Genomic DNA, 20,720 nt, shown 5'->3' on the forward strand with positions numbered 1-20,720 from the left:
ATCGACACCGTCGGCCAGGGCGGTGCCAACTTCGTCAACAACGCCATCCTCGGCCCGCTGGAGGACAAGCGCGTCGCCACGCTGAACCGCATCGAGACCGCCATCGGCCGCGCCGCCGCCAAGCCCGAGGGCCTGGAGGCGCTCGCCCCCTGCCAGCTCAACCAGTAGTCCACGGCCTCGGCCCGAGCGACCTCCTGCCCTCCTGCCCTCCTGGTGAGTGACAGGGGTCGTGGCCGCCCCGCGCGCCGGCCGGGGCGGCCATGGAAGACCTGATTCCGGGTGGATCCCAGCAAGGGGATCCACCCGGAACCCGTTTCTGCGAGCCCAATTCCTTAGACAGGCGAAGCTTCTCCGTCGATAATCGTTAGTCATGGGAAAGACCTACGAGCGCATCGACGGCCGCCTGCGTACGTTCATCGAGGCCCAGCCCCTCTTCTTCACCGCGACCGCACCCCTGGCCGCCGACGGCATGGTCAACCTCTCCCCCAAGGGCCTCAGGGGGTCCTTCGTGATCCTCGACGAACGAACCGTCGCCTACCTGGACTTCGCCGGTTCCCACGCGGAGACGATCGCGCACCTGCGGGAGAACGGCCGGATCACCCTGATGTGGTGCGCCTTCCAGGGACCGCCCACCATCGTGCGGGTGCACGGCACGGGCGAGGCCGTCTTCCGCGACGACCCGCGCTTCGCCGGACTCCTCGCCCGCTTCCCCGACATCGACCCCACCCCGCACGGCCTGCGCGCGATCATCGTGGTCCGTGCCGAACACATCCGCGACAGCTGCGGCTACGCCGTGCCGTTCATGGCGTACGAGGAGGAGCGCGATCTGCACGGCCGGCGTTTCGGGCGCGAGGACGACGACTCGCTCAGCGCGTACTTCAGCTCCAAGGAGCACATAGCGACCAGCATGGACGGCCTTCCCGGGCTGCCCCTGCCGCTGCCGCCCTCCGGCGTCTGACGGGGCGGGGCCCGCCGCCGCCCTCCGGTAGCGATCGTTCCGCAAGACAGTTGTTCACACGGTTGAACGCACGGCACTCCCTGCACGTACGTGTGGGCCAAGGGTCCAGCCCACCACGGAGGAACCGTGTCCACGATCGCCGGAGGTCGCGCCGCGCGCCGCCAGACGATGCGCCGCATCCGACCTCGCCGCTCCCCCGCAGTCCCGCTGCTGATCATTTTCTTTGCGGGCGTGGCCGCGGTGGTGTGGCTGTGGTGGGACAACACGCCCTCCATCGCCGACCAGGGCAGCAAGATGGTCAACGCCGGCCGGATCACCGGTCTCCTCGGCGGCTACATGATGGCCCTGGTGGTGCTCCAGATGGCCCGGGTGCCCGCGCTGGAACGCCGGGTCGGCTCCGACCGGGTCGCCCGCTGGCACGCGATGACCGGCCGCTACACGCTCTGCCTGGTCGTCGCGCACGTCGTCCTCACGATGTACGGCTACGCGCTGCAGGCCGGTCTCACCCACACCGCGATCCTGCAGCAGACCATCGACTCCATCAACCAGCTCCCGGACATGGGCAAGGCCGCCATCGGCACCGGTCTGCTGGTGCTCATCGGGCTGATGTCGATCGGTCCGGTGCGCAAGCGGATCCCGTACGACTTCTGGTACCACACGCACCTGCTGACCTACGCGGCCACCTTCCTGACGTTCTGGCACCAGATCTCCACCGGCAACGAGTTCGCCGTCACGCCCGCCGCGAAGACCGGCTGGTACGCGCTGTACGGGTCGGTGACCGCGCTGGTGCTCTGGTACCGGATCATCACGCCGATCCGGCTCAACATGCGGCACCGGCTGCGGGTCGAGGCGGTTATCGAGGAGTCGCCCGGCATCGTCTCCGTGCTGATGAGCGGGCGCAAGCTGCACCGGATGGGTGCGGAGGCCGGGCAGTTCTTCCGCTGGCGGTTCCTCGCCCCCGGCATGCGGTTCAGCTCGCACCCGTACTCGCTGTCGGCGGCGCCCCGCCCCAACATGCTGCGCATCACGGTCAAGGCGATCGGCGACCACAGCACGGCCCTGCGCGATCTGGAGCCCGGCACCCGGGTGTGGGCCGAGGGCCCGTACGGGGCGCTGACGGCCGGCAAGCGCAGCAGGGGCAAGGTGCTGCTGGTGGCCGGTGGTGTGGGCATCACGCCGATGAGAGCCCTGTTCGAGACGCTGCCCGGCGCGGCCGGTGACCTGACCCTGCTCTACCGTGCCAACACCACCCAGGACCTGGCCCTGTGGGACGAGCTGGCGCTGATCGCCGAGGAGCGCGGGGCGCGGCTGATGTACGCGGTGAACAGCCCGGACGGCGAACGCCCGGACATCTCACCGGACTCGCTGCGCCGCAAGATCCCGGACATCGAGAGCCACGACGTCTTCCTGTGCGGGCCGCCCGGTTTCGCCCAGGGCGTCTACGAGGCCCTGCGCGGCGCGGGCGTCCCGACCCGGCGCATCCACCACGAGTCGTTCGAGATGTGAGCGACGGGGCCGCTCGCCGCGGTTCCCCCTCCGACCGGCCGTTCCAGCCGTCGGTCACCACGACCTGCCCCACCCCGACTTCTGGCCATGGTTTCCCGTGGGTTCGCCCCGGGTCTCCCCCGCGAGACTTCACACTTCAGGAGCTGAAGGAGCGATGAAGAAGAGCCACCCCATCCGGCGGACCCTGCTCGCCACCGCCGCCACCGTGTCCGGCATCGTGCTGCTGCTGTCGCTGAAGCCGGCCTCCGACCCGGCCGGATCGGTCCAGGCGGGAGCGGCAGGGGGCGCTCCTTCGGCACAGGGCGGGGTGGCGGCCGGAGCGCAGACCCTCACCGGCACCGCCGTCCAGACCGACTACGGGCCGGTCCAGGTCCGGATCACCGTCAACGGCGGCAAGATCACCAACGCCGAGACGGTGCAGCAGCCCAGCGGCGGGCGCTCCACCCAGATCAGCGCCGACGCGATCCCCAAGCTCAACCAGGCGGCCGTGGCCGCGGGCAGCGCCGAGATCGACGCCGTGTCGGGTGCCACGTACACCAGCGCCGGTTACAAGGAGTCCCTCCAGGCAGCGCTGGACCAGGCCGGCAAGGCGCAGGACTCGGGCGCGCAGGTGCTCACGGGGACCACGGTGCAGACCGACTACGGGCCGGTCCAGGTCCGGATCACGGTCAGCGGCGGCAAGATCACCAACGCCGAGGCGATCCAGGCGCCGAGCGGTGGGCGCTCCACCCAGATCACCGGCGACTCGGTGCCGAAGCTCAACCAGGCGGCCGTGGCGGCCGGCAGCGCCGAGATCGACGCCGTGTCGGGTGCCACGTACACCAGCGCCGGTTACAAGGAGTCCCTGCAGGCCGCGCTGGACCAGGCCGGCAAGGCCCAGGGCTCCGGCTCCGAGGTCGAGGCGGGCGGCTCGCAGGACGCGGGCGGCGGTGCCGAGGCCGGCGGGGACGCCGGGAGCAGCGGGGCGGGGGCCGGGGGCGGGCAGGCGACGGGCACCCAGGTGCTCACCGGTTCCGCCATCCAGACGGACTACGGGCCGGTCCAGGTCCGGGTCACGGTCACCGACGGGAAGATCACCAACGCCGAGGCGCTGCAGCAGCCCAGCGGCGGCCGTTCGACCCAGATCAGCGGCAACGCCATCCCGAAGCTCAACCAGAACGCCGTCTCGGCAGGGAGCGCTGACATCGATGCTGTCTCGGGCGCCACGTACACCAGCGGTGGCTACAAGCAGTCCCTCCAGTCCGCGCTGGACCAGGCCGGCTGATCCGGTGGCCGAACCCGCCGGGGCCGCCGCGCCCGCCCAACTGCGGCACGCCGAGGAGGTCATGGGCACCGTCTTCTCCTTCGACATCCGGGGAGGCGAGCCCGGGGCGGTCAAGGCCGCGCTGGAGGAGGCGGTGGCCGGGCTCCACGCCGTGGACGAGGTGTTCAGCACCTACCGCGAGCACAGCCAGATCTCCCGGCTCGCCCGGGGCGAGGCGACGATCGAGGAGTGCGATGCCGAGGTCGCCGAGGTGCTCGAACTGTGCGCCGAGGCCGAGCGGTTGAGTGACGGCTGGTTCAGCGCGACGTACGAGGGCCGCTTCGATCCGACCGGCCTCGTGAAGGGGTGGGCCACCGAGCGGGCCGCGTCGCGGCTGGTGGAGGCCGGGGTGGTCGGGGTGAGTGTGAACGGGGGTGGCGATGTGCAGCTGTGCGGTGTGCCCGGGCCGGACCGACCGTGGCGCGTCGGGGTCGCGGATCCCCTCCGGCCCGGGGGGCTGGCGGCGGTCGTCACGGCCGCCGGGGCGGATCGGCTGGCGGTGGCCACGTCGGGTACGGCCGAGCGGGGAGCGCACATCGTCGACCCCCGCACGGGCAAGTCCGCCGTCACGGACCTCGTCTCGGTGACGGTGGTCGCCCCTCGCCTGACCTGGGCCGACTGCTGGGCCACGGCCGCGTTCGCGATGGGCTCCCGGGAGGGGCTGGCGTGGCTGGAATCCCTGGAGGACACGGAGGCCCTACTGATCACAGCGGGCGACGAGGTCCGCTGCACGGGGGGTTTGGCCAGGCGGTTGGGTTGAGCGGGGTCGGTTGAACGGGGCGGGCTCGGACTGAGCGGGACCCGCGCGCGGGAGCTGAGCGGGGGGGCGGGACGCTTACCGGCGCTGACAGGGTGCCGCCGCGCCCACCCGTGCCGCCCCAGCGGCACGACTGCCCGCGGTGGGGAGGGAAATGGCGGCTGGGTGGGACTGCGGGCCGAGCATCCGCGTCGACGGCCCGACGGTCCGCGGGTGGGGGTGGCGGCTGGGTGGGACTGTAAGAGCGGCGGCGTGGGCGAGGACTCGCGTCGACGGCACGACAGGCCGGGAAAAGGGCGAAGCCCCTTTTCAGGGGCGCGGGGAACTGCGCGACCGGCCACGACGGACCCGCAGTCGGCGTCCCGGCCCGAGCACCCCCTTCGGTAGCCGCTTTCACCACCACTCGGCGCCCCCGAGCCCCCGGTGCCCCCAGCCCCCCGCCGGTTCCCCCTCAGTGCCCGTTCTGCGCCAACCTCAGCAAATGGTCGGCCAAGGCCTGCCCCCCCACCGGATCGCGGCTGATCAGAAGCAGCGTGTCGTCGCCCGCGATCGTGCCCAGGATGTCGTGGAGTTCCGCCTGGTCGATGGCCGAGGCGAGGAACTGGGCCGCGCCCGGCGGGGTGCGGAGGACGACCAGGTTCGCCGAGGCCTCCGCGGAGATCAGCAGCTCCGCCGAGAGCCGCCGCATCCGTTCTTCCTTCGCCGACTCCCCCAGCGGCGCCCGAGGCGTACGGAAGCCCCCCTCGCTCGGCACCGCGTAGATGAGGTCGCCGTCGGTGTTGCGGATCTTCACCGCGTTCAGCTCGTCGAGGTCCCGGCTGAGCGTCGCCTGCGTGACGCTCAGCCCGTCGTCGGACAGCAGCTTCGCCAACTGGCTCTGCGACCGCACCGGTTGCCGGTTGAGGATGTCCACGATCCGCCGATGGCGTGCGGTACGGGTCTGCGGCACCGCGGGCCCCGCCTGGTCGTGCTCCTGCGCCTGGCTCATCGTCGTCTCATTCTCCGGCTCGTCCGTCCCCACTGGCTTCGTGCGCCGCCCGCGCCGCGTCGAGGACACCGGGCAGCGCCTGGAGGAGGGCATCCACCTCCGCGTCCCCGATCGTGAGCGCCGGCATCAGCCGTACGACATCGGGGGCGGGCGCGTTCACCAGGAAACCGGCGTCCTGAGCGGCCTGTTGCACCAGGGGCGCGAGGGGCTCGGTGAGCACGATACCCAGCAGAAGGCCCGCACCACGGACATAGTCGATCATCGGGTCCCCGAGGGACTCGATCCCGTTCCGCAACTTCTCGCTCTGCCGCTTGACGTTCTCCAGCAGTCCCTCCGCCCGGATGGTCTCCAGGACGGCGAGTCCGGCGGCGCACGCGACCGGGTTGCCGCCGAAGGTCGTGCCGTGCTGACCGGGCTGCAGGAGGTCCGCCGCCCGGCCGAAGGCCACCGTCGCGCCGAGCGGCAGTCCGCCGCCGAGGCCCTTGGCGAGGGTCACGACGTCCGGCAGGACGCCCTCGTGGGCCTGGTACTCGAACCAGTGCCCGGTACGGCCGACGCCGGTCTGCACCTCGTCGAGGACGAGCAGCGAGCCGGTGGCGGCCGTGATGGCCCGCGCGGCCTTCAGATAACCGGCCGGCGGGACGACGACGCCCTTCTCGCCCTGGACGGGCTCGATGATGACGAGGGCCGTCTCCTCGGTGACCGCCGCGGCCAGGGCCTGCGCGTCGCCGTAGGGGACGTGGGTGACGTCACCGGGCAGCGGATGGAAACCGGTCTGCTTGCCGGGCTGGCCGGTGAGGGCGAGGGCGCCCATGGTCCGGCCGTGGAAGCCGCCCTCGGTGGCGACCATGTGGGTCCGCCCGGTCAGCCGCCCGATCTTGAAGGCGCCCTCATTGGCCTCGGCGCCCGAGTTGCAGAAGAAGACCTTGCCGTCGCGCCCGAAGTGCTCCAGGAGCCGTTCGGCGAGCGCGACGGGCGGCTCGGCGACGTACAGGTTGGAGACATGGCCGAGGGAGGCGATCTGGGTGCTGACGGCCTCGACGACCGCCGGGTGGGCGTGGCCGAGCGCGTTGACCGCGATACCGCCGACGTAGTCGACGTACTCCTTGCCGTCGGCGTCCCACACCCGGGTGCCCGCGCCGCGGACCAGGGCGAGCTTCGGGGTGCCGTAGTTGTTCATGAGCGAGCCCCGCCACCGCTGGGTCAGCTCCTCGTTGGCGGTCATTCGGCGTCCCCCTGTTCCGCATCCGGCACGACCATCGTGCCGATGCCCTCGTCGGTGAAGATCTCCAGCAGGATCGAGTGCTGGACCCGGCCGTCGATGACGCGGGCGGTGTTGACACCGCCCCGTACTGCGTGCAGGCAGCCCTGCATCTTCGGCACCATGCCGGAGGACAACTCCGGCAGCAGCTTCTCCAGTTGGGAAGCGGTGAGGCGGCTGATCACCTCGTCGCTGTTGGGCCAGTCCTCGTAGAGGCCCTCGACGTCCGTGAGGACCATGAGGGTTTCGGCGCCCAGAGCAGCAGCGAGTGCCGCAGCCGCCGTATCAGCATTGACGTTGTAGACATGTCCGTCGTCCTGGCTACGGGCGATCGACGAGACGACCGGGATCCGGCCGTCGGCGAGGAGTGCCTCGATCGCGCCCGTGTCGATCGCGGTGATCTCGCCCACCCGCCCGATGTCGACCAACTCGCCGTCGATCTCGGGCTGGTGCTTGGTGGCGGTGATGGTGTGCGCGTCCTCGCCCGTGAGGCCCACGGCGAGCGGTCCGTGCTGGTTGAGCAGGCCGACCAGCTCGCGCTGCACCTGCCCGGCGAGCACCATGCGGACGACGTCCATGGCGTCCTCGGTGGTGACGCGCAGGCCGGCCTTGAACTCGCTGACGATGCCGTGCTTGTCGAGGGCGGCGCTGATCTGCGGACCGCCGCCGTGGACGACGACCGGCTTGATGCCGGCGTGGTGCAGGAAGACGACGTCCTGGGCGAACGCGGCCTTCAGGTCCTCGTCGATCATGGCGTTGCCGCCGAACTTGATGACGACGGTCCTGCCGTTGTGCCGGACCAGCCAGGGCAGCGCCTCGATGAGGATCTGGGCCTTGGGGAGGGCGGTGTGCTTCCGCGCGGGTGTGTTGCTCATGAGGAATACGCGCTGTTCTCGTGGACGTAGTCGGCGGTGAGGTCGTTGGTCCAGATCGTGGCGGTCTCGGAACCGGCGGCGAGGTCGGCGACGATGTGCACCTCGCGGTAGCGCATGTCGACGTTGTCGCGGTCCTCGCCCACGCCGCCGTTCTTGCAGACCCAGACGCCGTTGATGGCGACGTTGAGGCGGTCCGGCTCGAAGGCGGCGGACGTGGTGCCGATGGCGGACAGGACACGGCCCCAGTTGGGGTCCTCGCCGTGGATGGCACACTTGAGGAGGTTGTTGCGGGCGATGGAACGGCCCACCTCGACGGCGTCGTCCTCGGTCGCCGCGTTCACGACCTCGACCTTGATGTCCTTGCTGGCGCCCTCGGCGTCCCGGATGAGCTGCTGTCCGAGGTCGTCGCAGACCTGGCGCACGGCCTCGGCGAACTCCGCGTGGTCCGGGGTGACTTCGGCGGCGCCGGAGGCGAGCAGCAGCACGGTGTCGTTGGTGGACATGCAGCCGTCGGAGTCGACCCGGTCGAAGGTCGTCCGCGTGGCGGCCCGCAGCGCGCTGTCGAGCACCTCGCTCTCCAGGTCCGCGTCGGTCGTGAGCACCACGAGCATGGTGGCGAGGCCGGGGGCGAGCATGCCGGCGCCCTTCGCCATGCCGCCGACGGTCCAGCCGTCCTTGGTGACGACGGACGTCTTGTGCACGGTGTCGGTGGTCTTGATGGCGATGGCGGCCTTCTCACCGCCGTGCTCACTCAGGGCCGCGGCGGCCGTCTCCACGCCCGGGAGCAGCTTGTCCATGGGCAGGAGCACGCCGATGAGGCCGGTCGAGGCGACGGCGATCTCACCGGCGCTGTGCCCGAGGACGTCCGCGACCTTCTCGGCGGTCGCGTGGGTGTCCTGGAAGCCCTTGGGGCCCGTACAGGCGTTGGCGCCACCGGAGTTGAGGACGACGGCGGAGACCCGGCCGCCCTTGAGGACCTGCTCGGACCAGAGGACCGGTGCGGCCTTCACGCGGTTGGAGGTGAAGACGCCCGCGGCGGCGAGGCGGGGCCCGGTGTTGACCACGAGGGCCAGGTCCGGGTTGCCGTTCTCCTTGATCCCGGCGGCGATCCCCGCCGCCGTGAACCCTTTGGCTGCCGTCACGCTCACTGCATCTCCTCGTTCGCCCCGCCGCGGAAGCGGCTGATGTCGCTGTCGCCCGTGCAGCGCAGCGGTGCGGCCATCGTCGTCGTCTGCGGCCCGGTGGCTGCACGTGCGTCGCTCACGGTGCGACTCCGATCGTGGAAAGCCCCGTCGTCTCGTGGAGTCCGAGGGCGATGTTCATGCTCTGGAGGGCGCCACCGGCGGTGCCCTTGGTGAGGTTGTCGATGGCGCTGATCGCGATGATGCGGCCCGCGGCCTCGTCGTACGCGACCTGCACCTGAACGGCGTTGGAACCGTAGACGGACGCCGTGGCGGGCCACTGTCCCTCGGGGAGCAGATGGACGAACGGCTCGTCGGCGAAGGCCTTCTCGTACGCCGCGCGCACGGCCTCGGCGGTGACGCCGGGCCTCGCCTTCGCGCTGCATGTGGCGAGGATGCCGCGGGGCATCGGTGCGAGGGTCGGGGTGAAGGACACGGTGACCGGCTCGCCAGCGACACCGCCGAGGTTCTGCATCACCTCGGGCGTGTGGCGGTGACCGCCGCCGACGCCGTACGGGGTCATCGACCCCATGACCTCGCTGCCCAGCAGATGCGCCTTGGGGGCCTTGCCCGCGCCGGAGGTGCCGGAGGCGGCGACGATCACGGCCTCGTTCTCGGCGAGGCCCGCCGCGTACGCCGGGAACAGGGCCAGGGTGACGGCCGTGGGGTAGCAACCGGGTACCGCGATGCGCTTGGACCCCTCCAGCGCGGCGCGGGCACCCGGTAGTTCGGGGAGGCCGTAGGGCCAGGTGCCGGCATGGGGCGAGCCGTAGAACTTCTCCCAGTCGGCCGCGTCCTTCAGCCGGAAGTCGGCGCCCATGTCGACGACGAGCACGTCCGGGCCGAGCTGCTCGGCCACGGCCGCGGACTGCCCGTGCGGCAGCGCGAGGAAGACGACATCATGCCGTCGGCCCTGGCCCGCCAGCACCTCGGCGGTCGTCTCCTGGAGCACCCGGTCGGCCAGCGGCAGCAGGTGCGGTTGCAGCGTGCCCAGGCGCTGGCCCGCGTTGGAGTTGCCGGTCAGTGCACCGATCTCGACCTCGGGGTGGGCGAGCAGCAGGCGCAGCACTTCGCCGCCCGCATAACCACTCGCTCCCGCCACCGCCACGCGTACCGCCATGGAACCCTCCTCTTGGATGGCATGACTATACGTTTCGATGCACGTTTATGCAATCTTGCGTCCGTCGCAGGCGCGACGGTCGGCCGGAGCGGGCGCATAAGATCGTCGGCATGGCGCTGCGACCCGTGCACGTGAACATCAAGGCTCTCGACGCCGGGGCGGTCGGACGGTTCTGGGCGGAGGCGCTCGGCTGGACCGCCTACAGCCCCGGGGTGACCACCTATGTCGGGCCCGTCGGCGGCCTGGTCTGGCCGCACCCGGTCGCGGTCGGCGTCGACGTCGTTCCCGTCCCCGAGGGCAAGACGGCCACGAAGAACCGTACGCACCTCGATCTCGCCACCACGTCCGAGGCGCACCAGGCGGAGCTGGTCGCGCGGCTGAGGGCGCTCGGCGCGACGCCCGCCGACGTGGGCCAGGGCGATGTGCCGTGGACCGTCCTCGCCGACCCCGAGGGCAACGAGTTCTGTGTGCTGGAGCCCCGGGAGGTCTACCGGGACACCGGCCCGATCGCCGCCGTGGTCGTCGACTGCGCGGATCCGCGGGCCATGGCCCGGTTCTGGGGCGGGGCGACGGACTGGGCCGTGCACGAGGTCACCGACGACCAGGCCGTGCTGCGCTCGGCCAAGGGGGTCGGCCCCTACCTGGAGTTCCTCCGCACGCCCGCCTCGGCTCCCGTGCCGGACCGCGTCCATCTCGACCTGCTGCCGTGTCCCGGTGACGACAAGGCCGCCGAGGTGGCCCGGCTGCGTGCCCTCGGCGCCACCGACCTCGACGTCGGCCAGGGCGACGTCCCGTGGACATGCCTGACCGACCCGGAGGGTCACGAGTTCTGCGTCCTCGCACCGTCCTGATCGCGGGAGCCGCGACCACCCCTGACCGTCACCCCAACCCCTCAGCCCTGCGACCGGTCGGCCTCCGGGTCAGCTCGTCCATCACGGCGAGCGGCAGGGACGGGTTGGCGGCCGCGGCCTCCGCCACCGGGTCGGCCGGGTCGGAGAGCAGTTCGACGACGACCGTCGGCGGGAGCGCCGGGTGGCGGGCGGCGAGGGGCCTGGCCCGTTCGTCCGCCAGACACGGCAGGAGGGCGGGGGGCGTCGCCCGGGGGTGCTGGGCGATCGCGCGGAGCGCCTTGCGGACCGGTGGCCGGTGCCGGGCCACACGCTCCAGGAACGCCGGGGTCGCGTCCGGGTTGGCCGCCACCCCGGTGAGGACCTGGACACCGTGCCGGTCGACCATGGCGTGCAGTCGGGCCTCGGCGAGACCGGGATGCGCGGCGACGGCCGAGACCACCTTGGCGTCGGGATCGTCGGCCAGCGCGTCACGGACGCCGGCCGGCAGATCACGCCGTCGCGCCGGCAGCATGCGTACGGCGGCGTGCGGCGACCGGGCCAGCTCCTCGACCTCGGCGGCCGTGGCGGAGGCGATCCGCGGCAGCGGCGTGGTACCGATCCGGGTGGTGGCGGCCAGCTCCGCGAGGACGTCGAGCGGCACCCGTGGGTTGTGCGCGAGCGCGCGCCGCACGTCGGGCGAGGTGTCGTCGGCCAGTGCGCGGATCAGGGTGTCGTCGATCGCGGGGTTCGCGGCGAGGTCGGCGCGCGCACCGGGCGTGGGGTCCACGGCGAGCCGGGCGTACGTCTGCTGAGGCAGGCCGGGACGGGCGGCGACCGCCCAGCGCAGCAGCGTCGACGGATGGTCGGCGAAGGCCGCGACCGTCTCCGCCGGTGTGGCCGGGTTCTCCAGGACCGCCCGCAGGATCTCGAGGGCGGTGGACTCGTGGGAGCCGTCGCAGGCGGCGCCCGGCCGCAGATCGCAGTCGAGCCGTGGGCAGTCCGGGCGGTGTGTGAACGGCGGTTCCTCGCGGTCGCAGACCAGACAGTGCCGGACGGGAGGCAGATCCTCGCCGGCGACGAGGGCGGCCAGCACCTCGGGTGGGGTGGCCTCGTTGAGCGCCGCCGCGCGGCGGACCTCGGCGTGCGGATGCGCCGCGAGCCGTGCGGCCACGTCCGGCTCGGCCCACAGGGCCAGCTCCGCGACGACCTGGATGTCCGGGTCCGCGGCGAGGATCTCCACCACGTCCGGCGGCAGGCCGGAGCAGGCGGCCAGCCGCTCCCGGAGCTCGACGGCCGCGGACGCGGCGAGGAGACGGGCCCACCGCGGGTCGCCGACGCCCTCGTCCAGCAGGGCGAGGGCGATGCGCGGCTGTGCGGTGGGGTCGACGTCGGCGGCGGTCAGCGTGCCCTCGTAGGCCAGCCGCACCCCGTTGCTCTCGTCCCGCGAGGCCAGCGTGATCGCCTGCGCCCGGGTGAGGTCGTCGCGGCGGGCGAGTTCGTCGTCGAGATCGGCGTCCGCGAGCCCGATCAGCCGGTCGACCAGCGCGGCGGGCAGAGCCGGATTGGCGGCGAGCCCGCACAGGAGGGGATTCACAGGGGGCATCCTGCCCCGGGCCCCGGCCGCGCGGCTCGTGATTTTCACCGCGCCGCGATGCCTGCCGCACCGCGATGCCTGCCGCGACGCGATGCCTACCTCGGCGCTAGCTCCGGTCGTCCGCCTGGGCCGCTCGCTCGGCGTTGCGCTTCTTGATGCGGGCGCCTTCCTTGCGGACCTCGGCCTGGGTGGCGCGCTCCTTCTGCAGCCACTCGGGGCTGTCCTGCTTCAGGGCCTCGATCTGCTCGGTGGTGAGGGGCTCGGTGACTCCACCGCGCGCGAGCCCCGCGATGGAGACGCCCAGCTTCTCGGCGACCACCGGGCGGGGGTGCGGGCCGTTGCGGCGCAGTTCCTCCAGCCAGGTCGGCGGGTTCGTCTGCAGCGCGCTCAGCTCGGCGCGCGAGACGGCGCCCTCCTGGAAGTCGGCGGGCGTGGCCTGGAGGTACACACCCAGCTTCTTCGCCGCGGTGGCGGGCTTCATGGTCTGGGCGGTCTGGTGCGACGTCATGGGGTCAAGGGTATCGAGCGGCTGCGCGACCGCCGACCACACGGCTGCCCGGCGGTGATGACCGGGCCCGTCCGCCCGCCCGTTAGCCTGGTCACGTGACAGGCTCGGAAGCATCCTCCTCGTTCCCCTCGTTCCGGCTCGCCTACGTTCCGGGAGTGACGCCCACCAAGTGGGTGCGGATCTGGAACGAGCGGTTGCCCGACATCCCCCTGACGCTCCTCCAGGTGTCCGCCGCCGAGGCGTTCGGGGTGCTGCGGGACGGCGGCGCCGACGCCGGTTTCGTACGGCTGCCGGTGGACGACACCGACCTCAGCGCGATCCCCCTCTACACCGAGACCACGGTGGTCGTGATCCCCCAGGATCACGTCGTCGCCGCGGTCGACGAGGTGAGCTGCGAGGACCTGGCGGACGAGGTCGTGCTGCACCCCCTGGACGACACCCTCGACTGGGAGCGCCCGCCCGGAGAACCGGCGTTCGAGCGTCCCGCCACCACGGCGGACGCGATCGAGCTGGTCGCGGCCGGGATCGGACTGCTCGTCGTCCCCCAGTCGCTGGCCCGGCTCCACCACCGCAAGGACCTCACCTACCGCCCGGTCACGGACGCGCCCGAGTCGCGTGTCGCCCTGTCCTGGCCCCAGGACGCGACCACCGACCTGGTCGAGGACTTCATCGGCATCGTCCGGGGCCGCACCGTCAACAGCTCACGGGGCCGCGCCAAGCCCGCGGAGGAGAAGAAGCCGCAGCAGAAACCGAAGCGCCCGGCAGCGAGCCCCACTCGCCGCCAGCCCACGACGGCCCGCGGCCAGCGGAACGCCAAGAGCGGCGGCAGGCCCGGAAAGCCCCGCCGCCGCTCATAGATGGGCCGAAGGCCCAGTCCGGGGCGGGGCTGTGTCGATCATGCGGCTCCGCCGCGCGGGCGCGACCAGCCCCCACCCACCCGCACCCGGCTCACAAAGCCCGGCCCGCTCCCCCCGTCACCGCTTCTTGATCCTCAGGAACGTCACGGAGTTCGCCGGAAACGTGTAGCTGAACTCCTCGGCCACCCCCCAGAACGTGGACTTCACGGGCGCCACCGGCGTGGCCGTCTCCGTGTTCACCGCGTCCGGCGCGGCCGTCAGCGTCGTCACGCGCGCCGTGGAGCGCACCTTCGCACCCCCGAGGTCGATGGCCGCCCGCGCGGCCACGCCCTGCGCGTTGACGACCTTCAGGATCAGGTCACCCGTCTTCGCGTCCCGCGTCACCACCTGCCGGAACGGCTCCGCCGGCTTGTCGTCGGTGAAGCTCCCCCACTCCTTGCCGTCCAGCAGCAGGGTCACCTGGCGACCGCGCACCTTGACCTCGACGTCGTACGTACGGCCCGTCTCGATCGTGCCCGGCTTGGAGATCAGTGAGGACTTGCCGCCGTCGACGGCCTGCTCGACCGCGCTGGTGGTGTTGTTCCAGCCGCCGAGGTTCCACCAGTAGTAGTTCCCGGTGTCCTTGACGCCGAAGGCGACGAGGAAGCCCTCCTTGCCGGACTTCTTGGTGGCCTTCACCTTGAGGTCGTAGTCGTGCCAGGCGGTGTCACCGGCCGTGACCAGGGTGTTCTCGGCGGCCACGTCGCTCTGCACGTACTGGCCGTCCTGGACGCTCCAGCTGCCGCCGCCGGTGTGGGTCCACTTCGAGGCGTCACCACTGAAGTCGTCGCTGAGCAGGCTCGTACCGTCCTCGGCCGTGACCGTCACATCGTCGTACGCCGCCGTCGTGGCCCAGGTGGACAGGCCCACGGCTCCGGTGATCGGGCCGGTCAGCGCCGGTGTGCCGGTGGCCGTCGACGGCACCACCCTGTCACCGACGTTGTTCATGAAGAGCTTCTGCGTCTCGTAGCTGGCGGAGTTCCACGAGGCGTGGTTGTTGAACCAGATCATGTCGGGACGCCACTGCACATAGTCCTCGTTGGCGAGGAGCGGTGCGTAGGAGGCCAGTTTCACGATGTCGGCGTTGCGCTCCAGGCCGGTCATGAACGCGGCTTCGGAGAGGGCGTTCTTGAAGGCGTTGCCCTGGGAGGCGTACTCGCCGAGGAAGACCTTGGGCCCGTTCCTGTCGTACGAGTCGTAGCGGTCGTTGTTCTGGAGGAACCACTGGGGGCTGTTGTAGTAGTGCTCGTCGACCATGTCGACGTTGCCCTCGCGGTTCAGTTGCCACGCGGTGTCGAAGGTGGTGCCCGTGTCGTCGGGGCCGGAGTTCGAGATCACCGTGATGTCGGGGTACTTCGCCTCGATGGCGGCCCGGAACTTCTGGAAGCGGGCGAAGAACTCGTTCGGCAGGTTCTCCTCGTTGCCGACGCCGAGGTGGGTGAGGTGGAAGGGCTTCGGGTGGCCCATCTGGGCCCGCTTCTTGCCCCACTTGCTGGTCACCGGGCCGTTGGCGAACTCGATGAGGTCCAGGGTGTCCTGGATGTGCCGCTGGAGCAGGGCCTCGTCGTCGATGGCCCTGTTCTGGCCGCAGCCGGTGACGAGGGCGGGCACCACGGGCAGCGGCATCGCGCCGATGTCCTCGGAGAACTGGAAGTACTCGTAGTAGCCGAGGCCGTAACTCTGGTTGTAGCCCCAGAAGTTGGCGTTGGTGGCGCGCTGTTCGACGGGGCCGATGGTGTCCTTCCACTGGTACGAGCGCTGGCGCTCCCAGCCCGAGGCCTCGCTGTAGTCCTGCATGGAACCGGTGTTGACGAGGCAGCCGCCGGGGAAGCGGACGAAGCCCGGCTTCAGTGCGGCGATCTTCTCGGCGAGGTCCTTGCGCAGGCCGTTCCTGTGCCCCTTGTAGGTGTCGCGCGGGAAGAGGGACACCTCGTCGAGGGCGACGGCGTCGGCGGAGGCGACGGTCAGCCGGCCGTCGGAGCTGGTCCGCGTCGCCTTGAACGAGACCCGGTACTTGGCCCAGCCGCCCTTGACTGCGACCCGGCGGGCCTCGGCGAGCGTGCCGTCGGCGTCCTGGAGGGTGACGGTCAGCGTCGTGCGGGCGTCGGCGCGCGCCCACACGGAGAAGTCGTACTTCTTTCCCTCCTCGACGTGGACACCGGTGTTGTAGCCCGCGTTGGTGACGGCCGAAGAGGCGCCCAGGGCAAGGTAGTTGCGGTTGCGCTCGTTGAGCCGGCCGGCGTCGTTCACGACCTGCGCGGTGCCGTCGACGGTCCAGGAGGTGAGCGGGGTGTAGGCGCGGTTGTCGGCGGTCGAGTACTCGAAGGACCGGTTCTGCACGAGTTCGGCGTAGAGACCGCCGTCGGCGGCCCGGTTGATGTCCTCGAAGAAGACGCCGTACATCGTGTCGTCGATCTTCGCGCCCTTGGCGGCCGGGTCGACGGTGATCGCGTAGTCGGTGACGTCCTCGGCGTGCGCGGGGGCCGGGACGGAGGCGGCGGCCACCAGGAAGGCGGTGGCGGTGAGGCCGAGTCTCCAACGGGTGCGGGTGCTGCGTGACATGGATACTCCGCGGCTCGGGGTGGGGGTCTGGAGTTATTCGAAATATCGGACGATGATCAGCACGTCGAACGGCAAGATAGGGAGGTGACCGAGACAGCGTCAACGGGTCGCACGGCACCGAAAGTGTCGGAAGTGATCGGAAGTGAAAGACGGATGAGCGCTTTCCTGCCAGTTCCGGAGGTGCTGGTCCATCTCCGCGGATGCTGGCGGCTCCAACGGTCCGTGCGGGACCTCGCGAACGGTGCCGAGGGGGAGTTCTCCGGGACGACCGTTTTCAGCCCGCTGGACGACGGCGGTCTTCTGCACCGGGAATCCGGAACTTTCGTCTGGCAGGGCGTCCCGCGCCCCGCGGAACGCACCCTGCGCTTCCTCCCGGGGGCCGTGCCCGGCACGGCGGACGTCCGTTTCGCCGACGGCCGTCCCTTCCACGACCTTGATCTGACGACCGGGCGGTGGCGCACGGACCATCCCTGCGTCGCCGACCTCTACCGGGGCGAGTTCGAGGTGTACGACGAGGACCGCTGGCGGACGACCTGGCGGGTCGGCGGCCCCGCGAAGGACTTGCTCCTGGTCACCGACTACACCCGCGACCGGTCGACCGGAGCCCCCGCGTCTACTGCGCCGCACCCAGCCGCAGGTTCCAGCGGCCCGCGTGGCCCGCGACCGTGACCGTCGACAGCGGACGGATGTCCATGTTCCAGTACGACGACGGCGGGGCCTTCAGCGCGTAGACCAGGGCGGCGCGCAGCACGGACGGCTCGGCCACCGCGACGACCCGGCCGCCCTCGGCCACCGGGCGGGTCTCGAGCCAGCCGCCTATGCGGGAGATGAAGCCGATCAGTGACTCGCCGCCGTGCGGGGTGGAGTGCGGGTCGGCGAGCCAGGCGTCCACGGCCGAGGGCTCCCGCGCCATGGCCTCGCCCAGCGTGAAGCCGCGCCAGCGGCCCATGTCGCAGTCCCGCAGCGCGGGCTGGGCCAGCGGCGCGTAGCCGAGGGCGTCCCCGGTGGCCCGGCTACGGGGTGTGGGCGAGCAGTAGCGCAGCTCGGCCGCCGCCAGCGGCACCAGCTCATGGGCGGCGCGCTGCACTTCGTCCCAGCCGGCCTGGTCCAGCGGCCGGTCGTCCTCGAAACGCTCCGCGAGCAGCGAGGAGCAGCGCGCGGCGGCGACGAACGTGACCCGAAGATGCATGCGGCGATGGTGGAACGGGGTTCTGCGCAGGTCAAGAGGCGTTACTCAGGAGTTACCCGGGGTACTCCGTCCTGCGCGCCAGGCACTCGTCGCCGCACCCGCTCCCTCACTCGAACACCAACGCCATCCACTGGTCGGGCTTGGCGAGCGGCTCGAACCCGAGCTTCGCGTAGACGCCGTGCGCGTCGTGCGTGGCGAGCAGGACGCGCCGCAGCCCGTACGCCCGCAGGTGCTCGCGCACGGCCGCGACCAGCGCGGTGCCTAGCCCGTTCCCGCGCGCCGACGGGGCGACGTACACATCGCAGAGCCAGGCGAAAGTGGCCCGGTCGGTCACCACCCGCGCGTACGCCACCTGCTCCCCCGAACCCACCTCGTACGCCCCGAAGTTGAGGGATCCTCCGATCGCGCTCTCCTGCTTCTCGCGGGCGCGGCCGAGGGCCCAGTAGGCGTCGGTGGACAGCCAGTGGTGGACCCGTTCGACGTCGATGCGTCCGGGATCGTCGGAGATCTCGTAGCCCGGGGGGACGGTGGGGTTCGACTCGTCGCTCATGGCAGGACGTTCGCAGGCCGGGAGCCCGCTGTCGAACCGTTTACGGCCTCCTCCAGACGACGTACCCCTTCCGCGATCTCGCCCGCGTTCGCGACGCCCGCGAAGCTCAACCGCAGGTGGCCGGCCGGGGGTTCGGCGCTGAAGTAGGGGCGGCCGGGGGTGACGGCGACACCCGCGCGGAGGGCGGCGGCGACCAGGGCGGACTCTCCCCCAGGGCCGAAAGCCTGGGAGGTGCCCCCAGTGCCGTCGGGGAGGCGCAGCCAGAGGTGGTAGCCGCCGGAGGGGATGTGGGGCAGGGCGAGTTGGGGCAGGCGCGACCGCAGCCCGGAGGCGAGGGCGACCCGCCGGTTCTTCAACTCCCTTGCGACCGACCGGAGATGGCGGGGCCAGGCGGGCGAGCCGACGAGTTCGAGGGCGGCCTCCTGAAGGGGACGCGGCACGAAGAAGGTGTCGACGACCTGGATGGCGCGCAGCCGTTCCAGGACCGGGCCCCGCGCGGCCAGCGCGCCCACCCGGAAGCTGGGCGAGGTCGCCTTGGTCAGTGAGGAGACGTGCACGACCACGCCGTCGGGGTCGTCGGCCGCCAGGGGCCGCGGCAGGGGCCCCGCGTCCTCGTGCGCGAGACGACGTACGAAGTCGTCCTCCACCACGAAGGCCCCCGCCGCTCGGGCGATCCGCAGCACCTCGCCCCTGCGGTCGGCCGACAGGACAGCACCGGTGGGGTTCTGGAAGAGCGGCTGGCAGACGAGGACCCGGGCGCCGGACGCCTTGAACGCGTCGGCGAGAAGGGCGGGTCTGACCCCGTCCGCATCCACCGGCACCGGCACGGGGCGCAGGCCGGCCGCCCGGGCGATCGCCAGCATGCCGGGGTACGTGGGCGATTCCACGAGTACGGGCGCCCCGGGCGGCGCGAGGGCGCGCAGGGCGGTGGTCAGGGCGGACTGGCCGCCGGCCGCGACGATCACCTCGGCAGCGGTGATCGCCCCGCCGATGCTCCGCGCGAACCACTCGCGCAGCTCCGGCACCCCCTCGACCGGCGGCCGCGCCCACACCCCGGGCCGACGCCCGGCCCTGGACAGGGCGGCGCCCATCGCCTGCTCCGGCTGCAGCGACGGGTGCAGATAGCCGCCGTTGAACTCGATGACGCCGGGCGGCGGGGAGGCGAGCGAGACCAGGACCCCGGATGCGTCCACCGTGCGGGGCGACGGCTCGGCGCTGCCGTCCGCGCTCAGCGCGACCTCCTGCCAGGAGGTGTCCCCCACGGCCGCCGTGCCGCTCTCACGCGGGCCGGCCCGGAAGGCGCCCGCCCCCGGCCGGGTCACCACGAGCCCCTCGGCGGACAGCTGCGCCAGGGCCCGCGACACGGTCACCGGGCTCACCCGGAACCGCTCGACGAGGGCGCGGCTCGACGGCAGCTTTCCACCCACGGAGTAGCGGTCGAGCTCCTTCCGTAGCTGTTCCACCAGTTCCGCGACACTGCTACGCTCATGCATGAGAGCAAAGAATAGCGCTATCGCCGATTCCTCAGTAGCGGTGGGCACGAGCAGGCGGCAGGACACCGAGCCGGGGCCGACCACTCCGGGAGGCGGCGCGGGCACCGCCACCCGTCACACCGACACCCGATCCGCCGGCGCCGATCCCGCCGTCACCCGTCCCTTGGGCGCTGGTCCGGCCGACCCCGGCGCGCTCCCGCGCGGTCACCGACTCCGGGTCGGCGGCACGCTCCAGGCGGCCCTCGGTGTCACGGCCTTCTCCCTCACGTTCCCCGCCACCGCGTGGGGTCTGGAGGGCTTCGGGCCCTGGTCGCTGGTCGCCGTGCGCAGCGCCCTGGCGGCCGTCATCGCGGGTGTCTGTCTGCTGGTCCTGCGGGTGCCCCTGCCCGGGCGTCGGCACTGGGCCGGGCTCGCGGTGGTGGCCGCCGGTGTCGTGCTGGGTTTCCCGATGCTGACCACGCTCGCGCTCCAGACCTCCACCACCGCGCACGCCGCCGTCGTGGTCGGTCTGCTCCCGCTGACGACCGCCCTGTGCTCGGCACTGCGCATGGGCACCCGCCCCTCGCGCACCTTCTGGGCGGCCGCGCTCGCCGGAGCCGCCGCGGTGCTGGCGTTCACCGTGACCCAGAGCGGCGGCTCGCTCACCACGGCCGACCTCTACCTCTTCGGTGCCCTGCTGGTGTGCGCGGCCGGATACACCGAGGGCGGGCGACTGGCCCGGGTGATGCCCGGCTGGCAGGTCATCGGCTGGGCCCTGGTGCTCTGTCTGCCGCTGAGCGTGCTGGGCGCGCTGCTGGCCCTGTCGTACGAGCCGACGCAGCTGACGGCGCACAGCGTGGCCGGGCTGCTGTGGGTGGCGGCCGGGTCCCAGTTCCTGGGGCTGGTCGTCTGGTACCGGGGTATGGCCGCGATCGGCATACCGAAGGCCAGCCAGTTGCAGCTGGCGCAGCCGCTGCTCACACTGGTGTGGTCGGTGCTGCTCCTCGGTGAGCAGCTCACCCCGGCCGCGCCCCTGACGGCCGCCGCGGTACTGGTCTGCATCGCGGTCACCCAGCGCTCGTCCGCCTGAGTCGGGCGCGGGAGCGCGTGAGAGCCGTACTCACCCCGGTCCATTCGGCGCCGCCCGCAATAGACTGCGGTCACGGACCG

19 protein-coding genes are annotated in these 20,720 nt (G+C 71.9%); 8 read left to right on the forward strand and 11 right to left on the reverse strand.

Annotation, left to right across the window (positions count from 1 at the left end; all coding sequences use genetic code 11):
* The first annotated feature begins 370 nt into the window (after positions 1–370).
* From PUR53_RS34245 to PUR53_RS34260, 4 genes are all read left to right on the forward strand, one after another.
* Complete coding sequence (locus PUR53_RS34245; RefSeq protein ID WP_329910825.1) at positions 371–958, forward strand: pyridoxamine 5'-phosphate oxidase family protein; 588 nt, start codon at positions 371–373, stop codon at positions 956–958.
* Positions 959–1,126: 168 nt separating this feature from the next.
* A complete protein-coding gene (locus PUR53_RS34250; protein WP_329894513.1) occupies positions 1,127–2,464 on the forward strand; it encodes a ferredoxin reductase family protein in 1,338 nt (445 codons plus the stop codon).
* A gap of 154 nt (positions 2,465–2,618) precedes the next feature.
* Positions 2,619–3,728 carry an FMN-binding protein gene (locus PUR53_RS34255; protein WP_329910826.1) on the forward strand — a complete coding sequence of 370 codons (1,110 nt, stop codon included), beginning with the start codon at positions 2,619–2,621 and terminating at the stop codon, positions 3,726–3,728.
* A gap of 61 nt (positions 3,729–3,789) precedes the next feature.
* Positions 3,790–4,527 (forward strand): FAD:protein FMN transferase, encoded by a 738-nt coding sequence (locus PUR53_RS34260; protein ID WP_443078097.1) that lies wholly within the window; start codon positions 3,790–3,792, stop codon positions 4,525–4,527.
* Between the two features lie 448 nt (positions 4,528–4,975).
* Here PUR53_RS34260 and PUR53_RS34265 read toward each other — a convergent pair whose 3' ends face one another.
* The 5 genes from PUR53_RS34265 to argC all read right to left on the reverse strand — a co-directional run bounded on the left by PUR53_RS34265 (position 4,976) and on the right by argC (position 9,949).
* Complete coding sequence (locus PUR53_RS34265; RefSeq protein WP_033532332.1) at positions 4,976–5,512, reverse strand: arginine repressor; 537 nt, start codon at positions 5,510–5,512, stop codon at positions 4,976–4,978.
* A 7-nt stretch (positions 5,513–5,519) separates the two neighbouring features.
* Positions 5,520–6,737, reverse strand: a complete 1,218-nt coding sequence (locus PUR53_RS34270) for an acetylornithine transaminase (protein WP_329896843.1) — start codon at positions 6,735–6,737, stop codon at positions 5,520–5,522.
* Positions 6,734–7,648, reverse strand: coding sequence for an acetylglutamate kinase (gene argB / locus PUR53_RS34275; protein WP_329896844.1), 915 nt, complete (start codon positions 7,646–7,648; stop codon positions 6,734–6,736). Before argB ends, PUR53_RS34270 begins: the two co-directional genes overlap by 4 nt.
* Positions 7,645–8,796: a bifunctional glutamate N-acetyltransferase/amino-acid acetyltransferase ArgJ gene (gene argJ, locus PUR53_RS34280; RefSeq protein WP_329910827.1), complete on the reverse strand. Its 1,152-nt coding sequence runs from the start codon at positions 8,794–8,796 to the stop codon at positions 7,645–7,647. The genes argB and argJ overlap by 4 nt, the downstream gene beginning before the upstream one ends.
* Positions 8,797–8,908: 112 nt before the next feature.
* Positions 8,909–9,949 (reverse strand): N-acetyl-gamma-glutamyl-phosphate reductase, encoded by a 1,041-nt coding sequence (gene argC, locus PUR53_RS34285; protein ID WP_329896846.1) that lies wholly within the window; start codon positions 9,947–9,949, stop codon positions 8,909–8,911.
* Between the two features lie 110 nt (positions 9,950–10,059).
* Between argC and PUR53_RS34290 the strand changes: the two genes are divergently transcribed.
* Positions 10,060–10,800 (forward strand): VOC family protein, encoded by a 741-nt coding sequence (locus PUR53_RS34290; RefSeq protein ID WP_329910828.1) that lies wholly within the window; start codon positions 10,060–10,062, stop codon positions 10,798–10,800.
* Positions 10,801–10,828: 28 nt separating this feature from the next.
* Here PUR53_RS34290 and PUR53_RS34295 read toward each other — a convergent pair whose 3' ends face one another.
* Together PUR53_RS34295 and PUR53_RS34300 are read right to left on the reverse strand one after the other, a co-directional pair.
* A complete protein-coding gene (locus tag PUR53_RS34295; RefSeq protein WP_329896848.1) occupies positions 10,829–12,373 on the reverse strand; it encodes a hypothetical protein in 1,545 nt (514 codons plus the stop codon).
* Positions 12,374–12,479: 106 nt separating this feature from the next.
* Positions 12,480–12,881, reverse strand: a complete 402-nt coding sequence (locus PUR53_RS34300) for a DUF5997 family protein (RefSeq protein WP_329910829.1) — start codon at positions 12,879–12,881, stop codon at positions 12,480–12,482.
* A 95-nt stretch (positions 12,882–12,976) separates the two neighbouring features.
* On the opposite strand from PUR53_RS34300, the gene PUR53_RS34305 reads away from it, so the two are divergent.
* Positions 12,977–13,738: a LysR family substrate-binding domain-containing protein gene (locus PUR53_RS34305; RefSeq protein WP_329910830.1), complete on the forward strand. Its 762-nt coding sequence runs from the start codon at positions 12,977–12,979 to the stop codon at positions 13,736–13,738.
* Positions 13,739–13,855: 117 nt separating this feature from the next.
* Here PUR53_RS34305 and PUR53_RS34310 read toward each other — a convergent pair whose 3' ends face one another.
* Positions 13,856–16,339 (reverse strand): alpha-L-arabinofuranosidase C-terminal domain-containing protein, encoded by a 2,484-nt coding sequence (locus PUR53_RS34310; protein WP_329910831.1) that lies wholly within the window; start codon positions 16,337–16,339, stop codon positions 13,856–13,858.
* Positions 16,340–16,492: 153 nt separating this feature from the next.
* On the opposite strand from PUR53_RS34310, the gene PUR53_RS34315 reads away from it, so the two are divergent.
* Positions 16,493–17,008 (forward strand): DUF6314 family protein, encoded by a 516-nt coding sequence (locus PUR53_RS34315; protein ID WP_329910832.1) that lies wholly within the window; start codon positions 16,493–16,495, stop codon positions 17,006–17,008.
* On the opposite strand, the gene PUR53_RS34320 is transcribed toward PUR53_RS34315, so the two are convergent.
* The 3 genes from PUR53_RS34320 to PUR53_RS34330 all read right to left on the reverse strand — a co-directional run bounded on the left by PUR53_RS34320 (position 16,953) and on the right by PUR53_RS34330 (position 19,571).
* A complete protein-coding gene (locus PUR53_RS34320) occupies positions 16,953–17,528 on the reverse strand; it encodes a histidine phosphatase family protein (RefSeq protein ID WP_239752634.1) in 576 nt (191 codons plus the stop codon). The two genes, PUR53_RS34315 and PUR53_RS34320, sit on opposite strands and share 56 nt — an antisense overlap.
* A gap of 106 nt (positions 17,529–17,634) precedes the next feature.
* On the reverse strand, positions 17,635–18,078 hold the full coding sequence (locus PUR53_RS34325; RefSeq protein WP_329896853.1) for a GNAT family N-acetyltransferase: 444 nt from the start codon (positions 18,076–18,078) through the stop codon (positions 17,635–17,637).
* Positions 18,075–19,571 (reverse strand): aminotransferase-like domain-containing protein, encoded by a 1,497-nt coding sequence (locus PUR53_RS34330; protein WP_329910833.1) that lies wholly within the window; start codon positions 19,569–19,571, stop codon positions 18,075–18,077. Before PUR53_RS34330 ends, PUR53_RS34325 begins: the two co-directional genes overlap by 4 nt.
* On the opposite strand from PUR53_RS34330, the gene PUR53_RS34335 reads away from it, so the two are divergent.
* Positions 19,570–20,640, forward strand: coding sequence for a DMT family transporter (locus tag PUR53_RS34335; RefSeq protein ID WP_329910834.1), 1,071 nt, complete (start codon positions 19,570–19,572; stop codon positions 20,638–20,640). The two genes, PUR53_RS34330 and PUR53_RS34335, sit on opposite strands and share 2 nt — an antisense overlap.
* Positions 20,641–20,720: the final 80 nt, after the last annotated feature.

It is taken from the genome of Streptomyces sp. SP18BB07, from assembly GCF_036322545.1.
In the GTDB taxonomy this organism is placed as follows: domain Bacteria; phylum Actinomycetota; class Actinomycetes; order Streptomycetales; family Streptomycetaceae; genus Streptomyces; species Streptomyces deccanensis.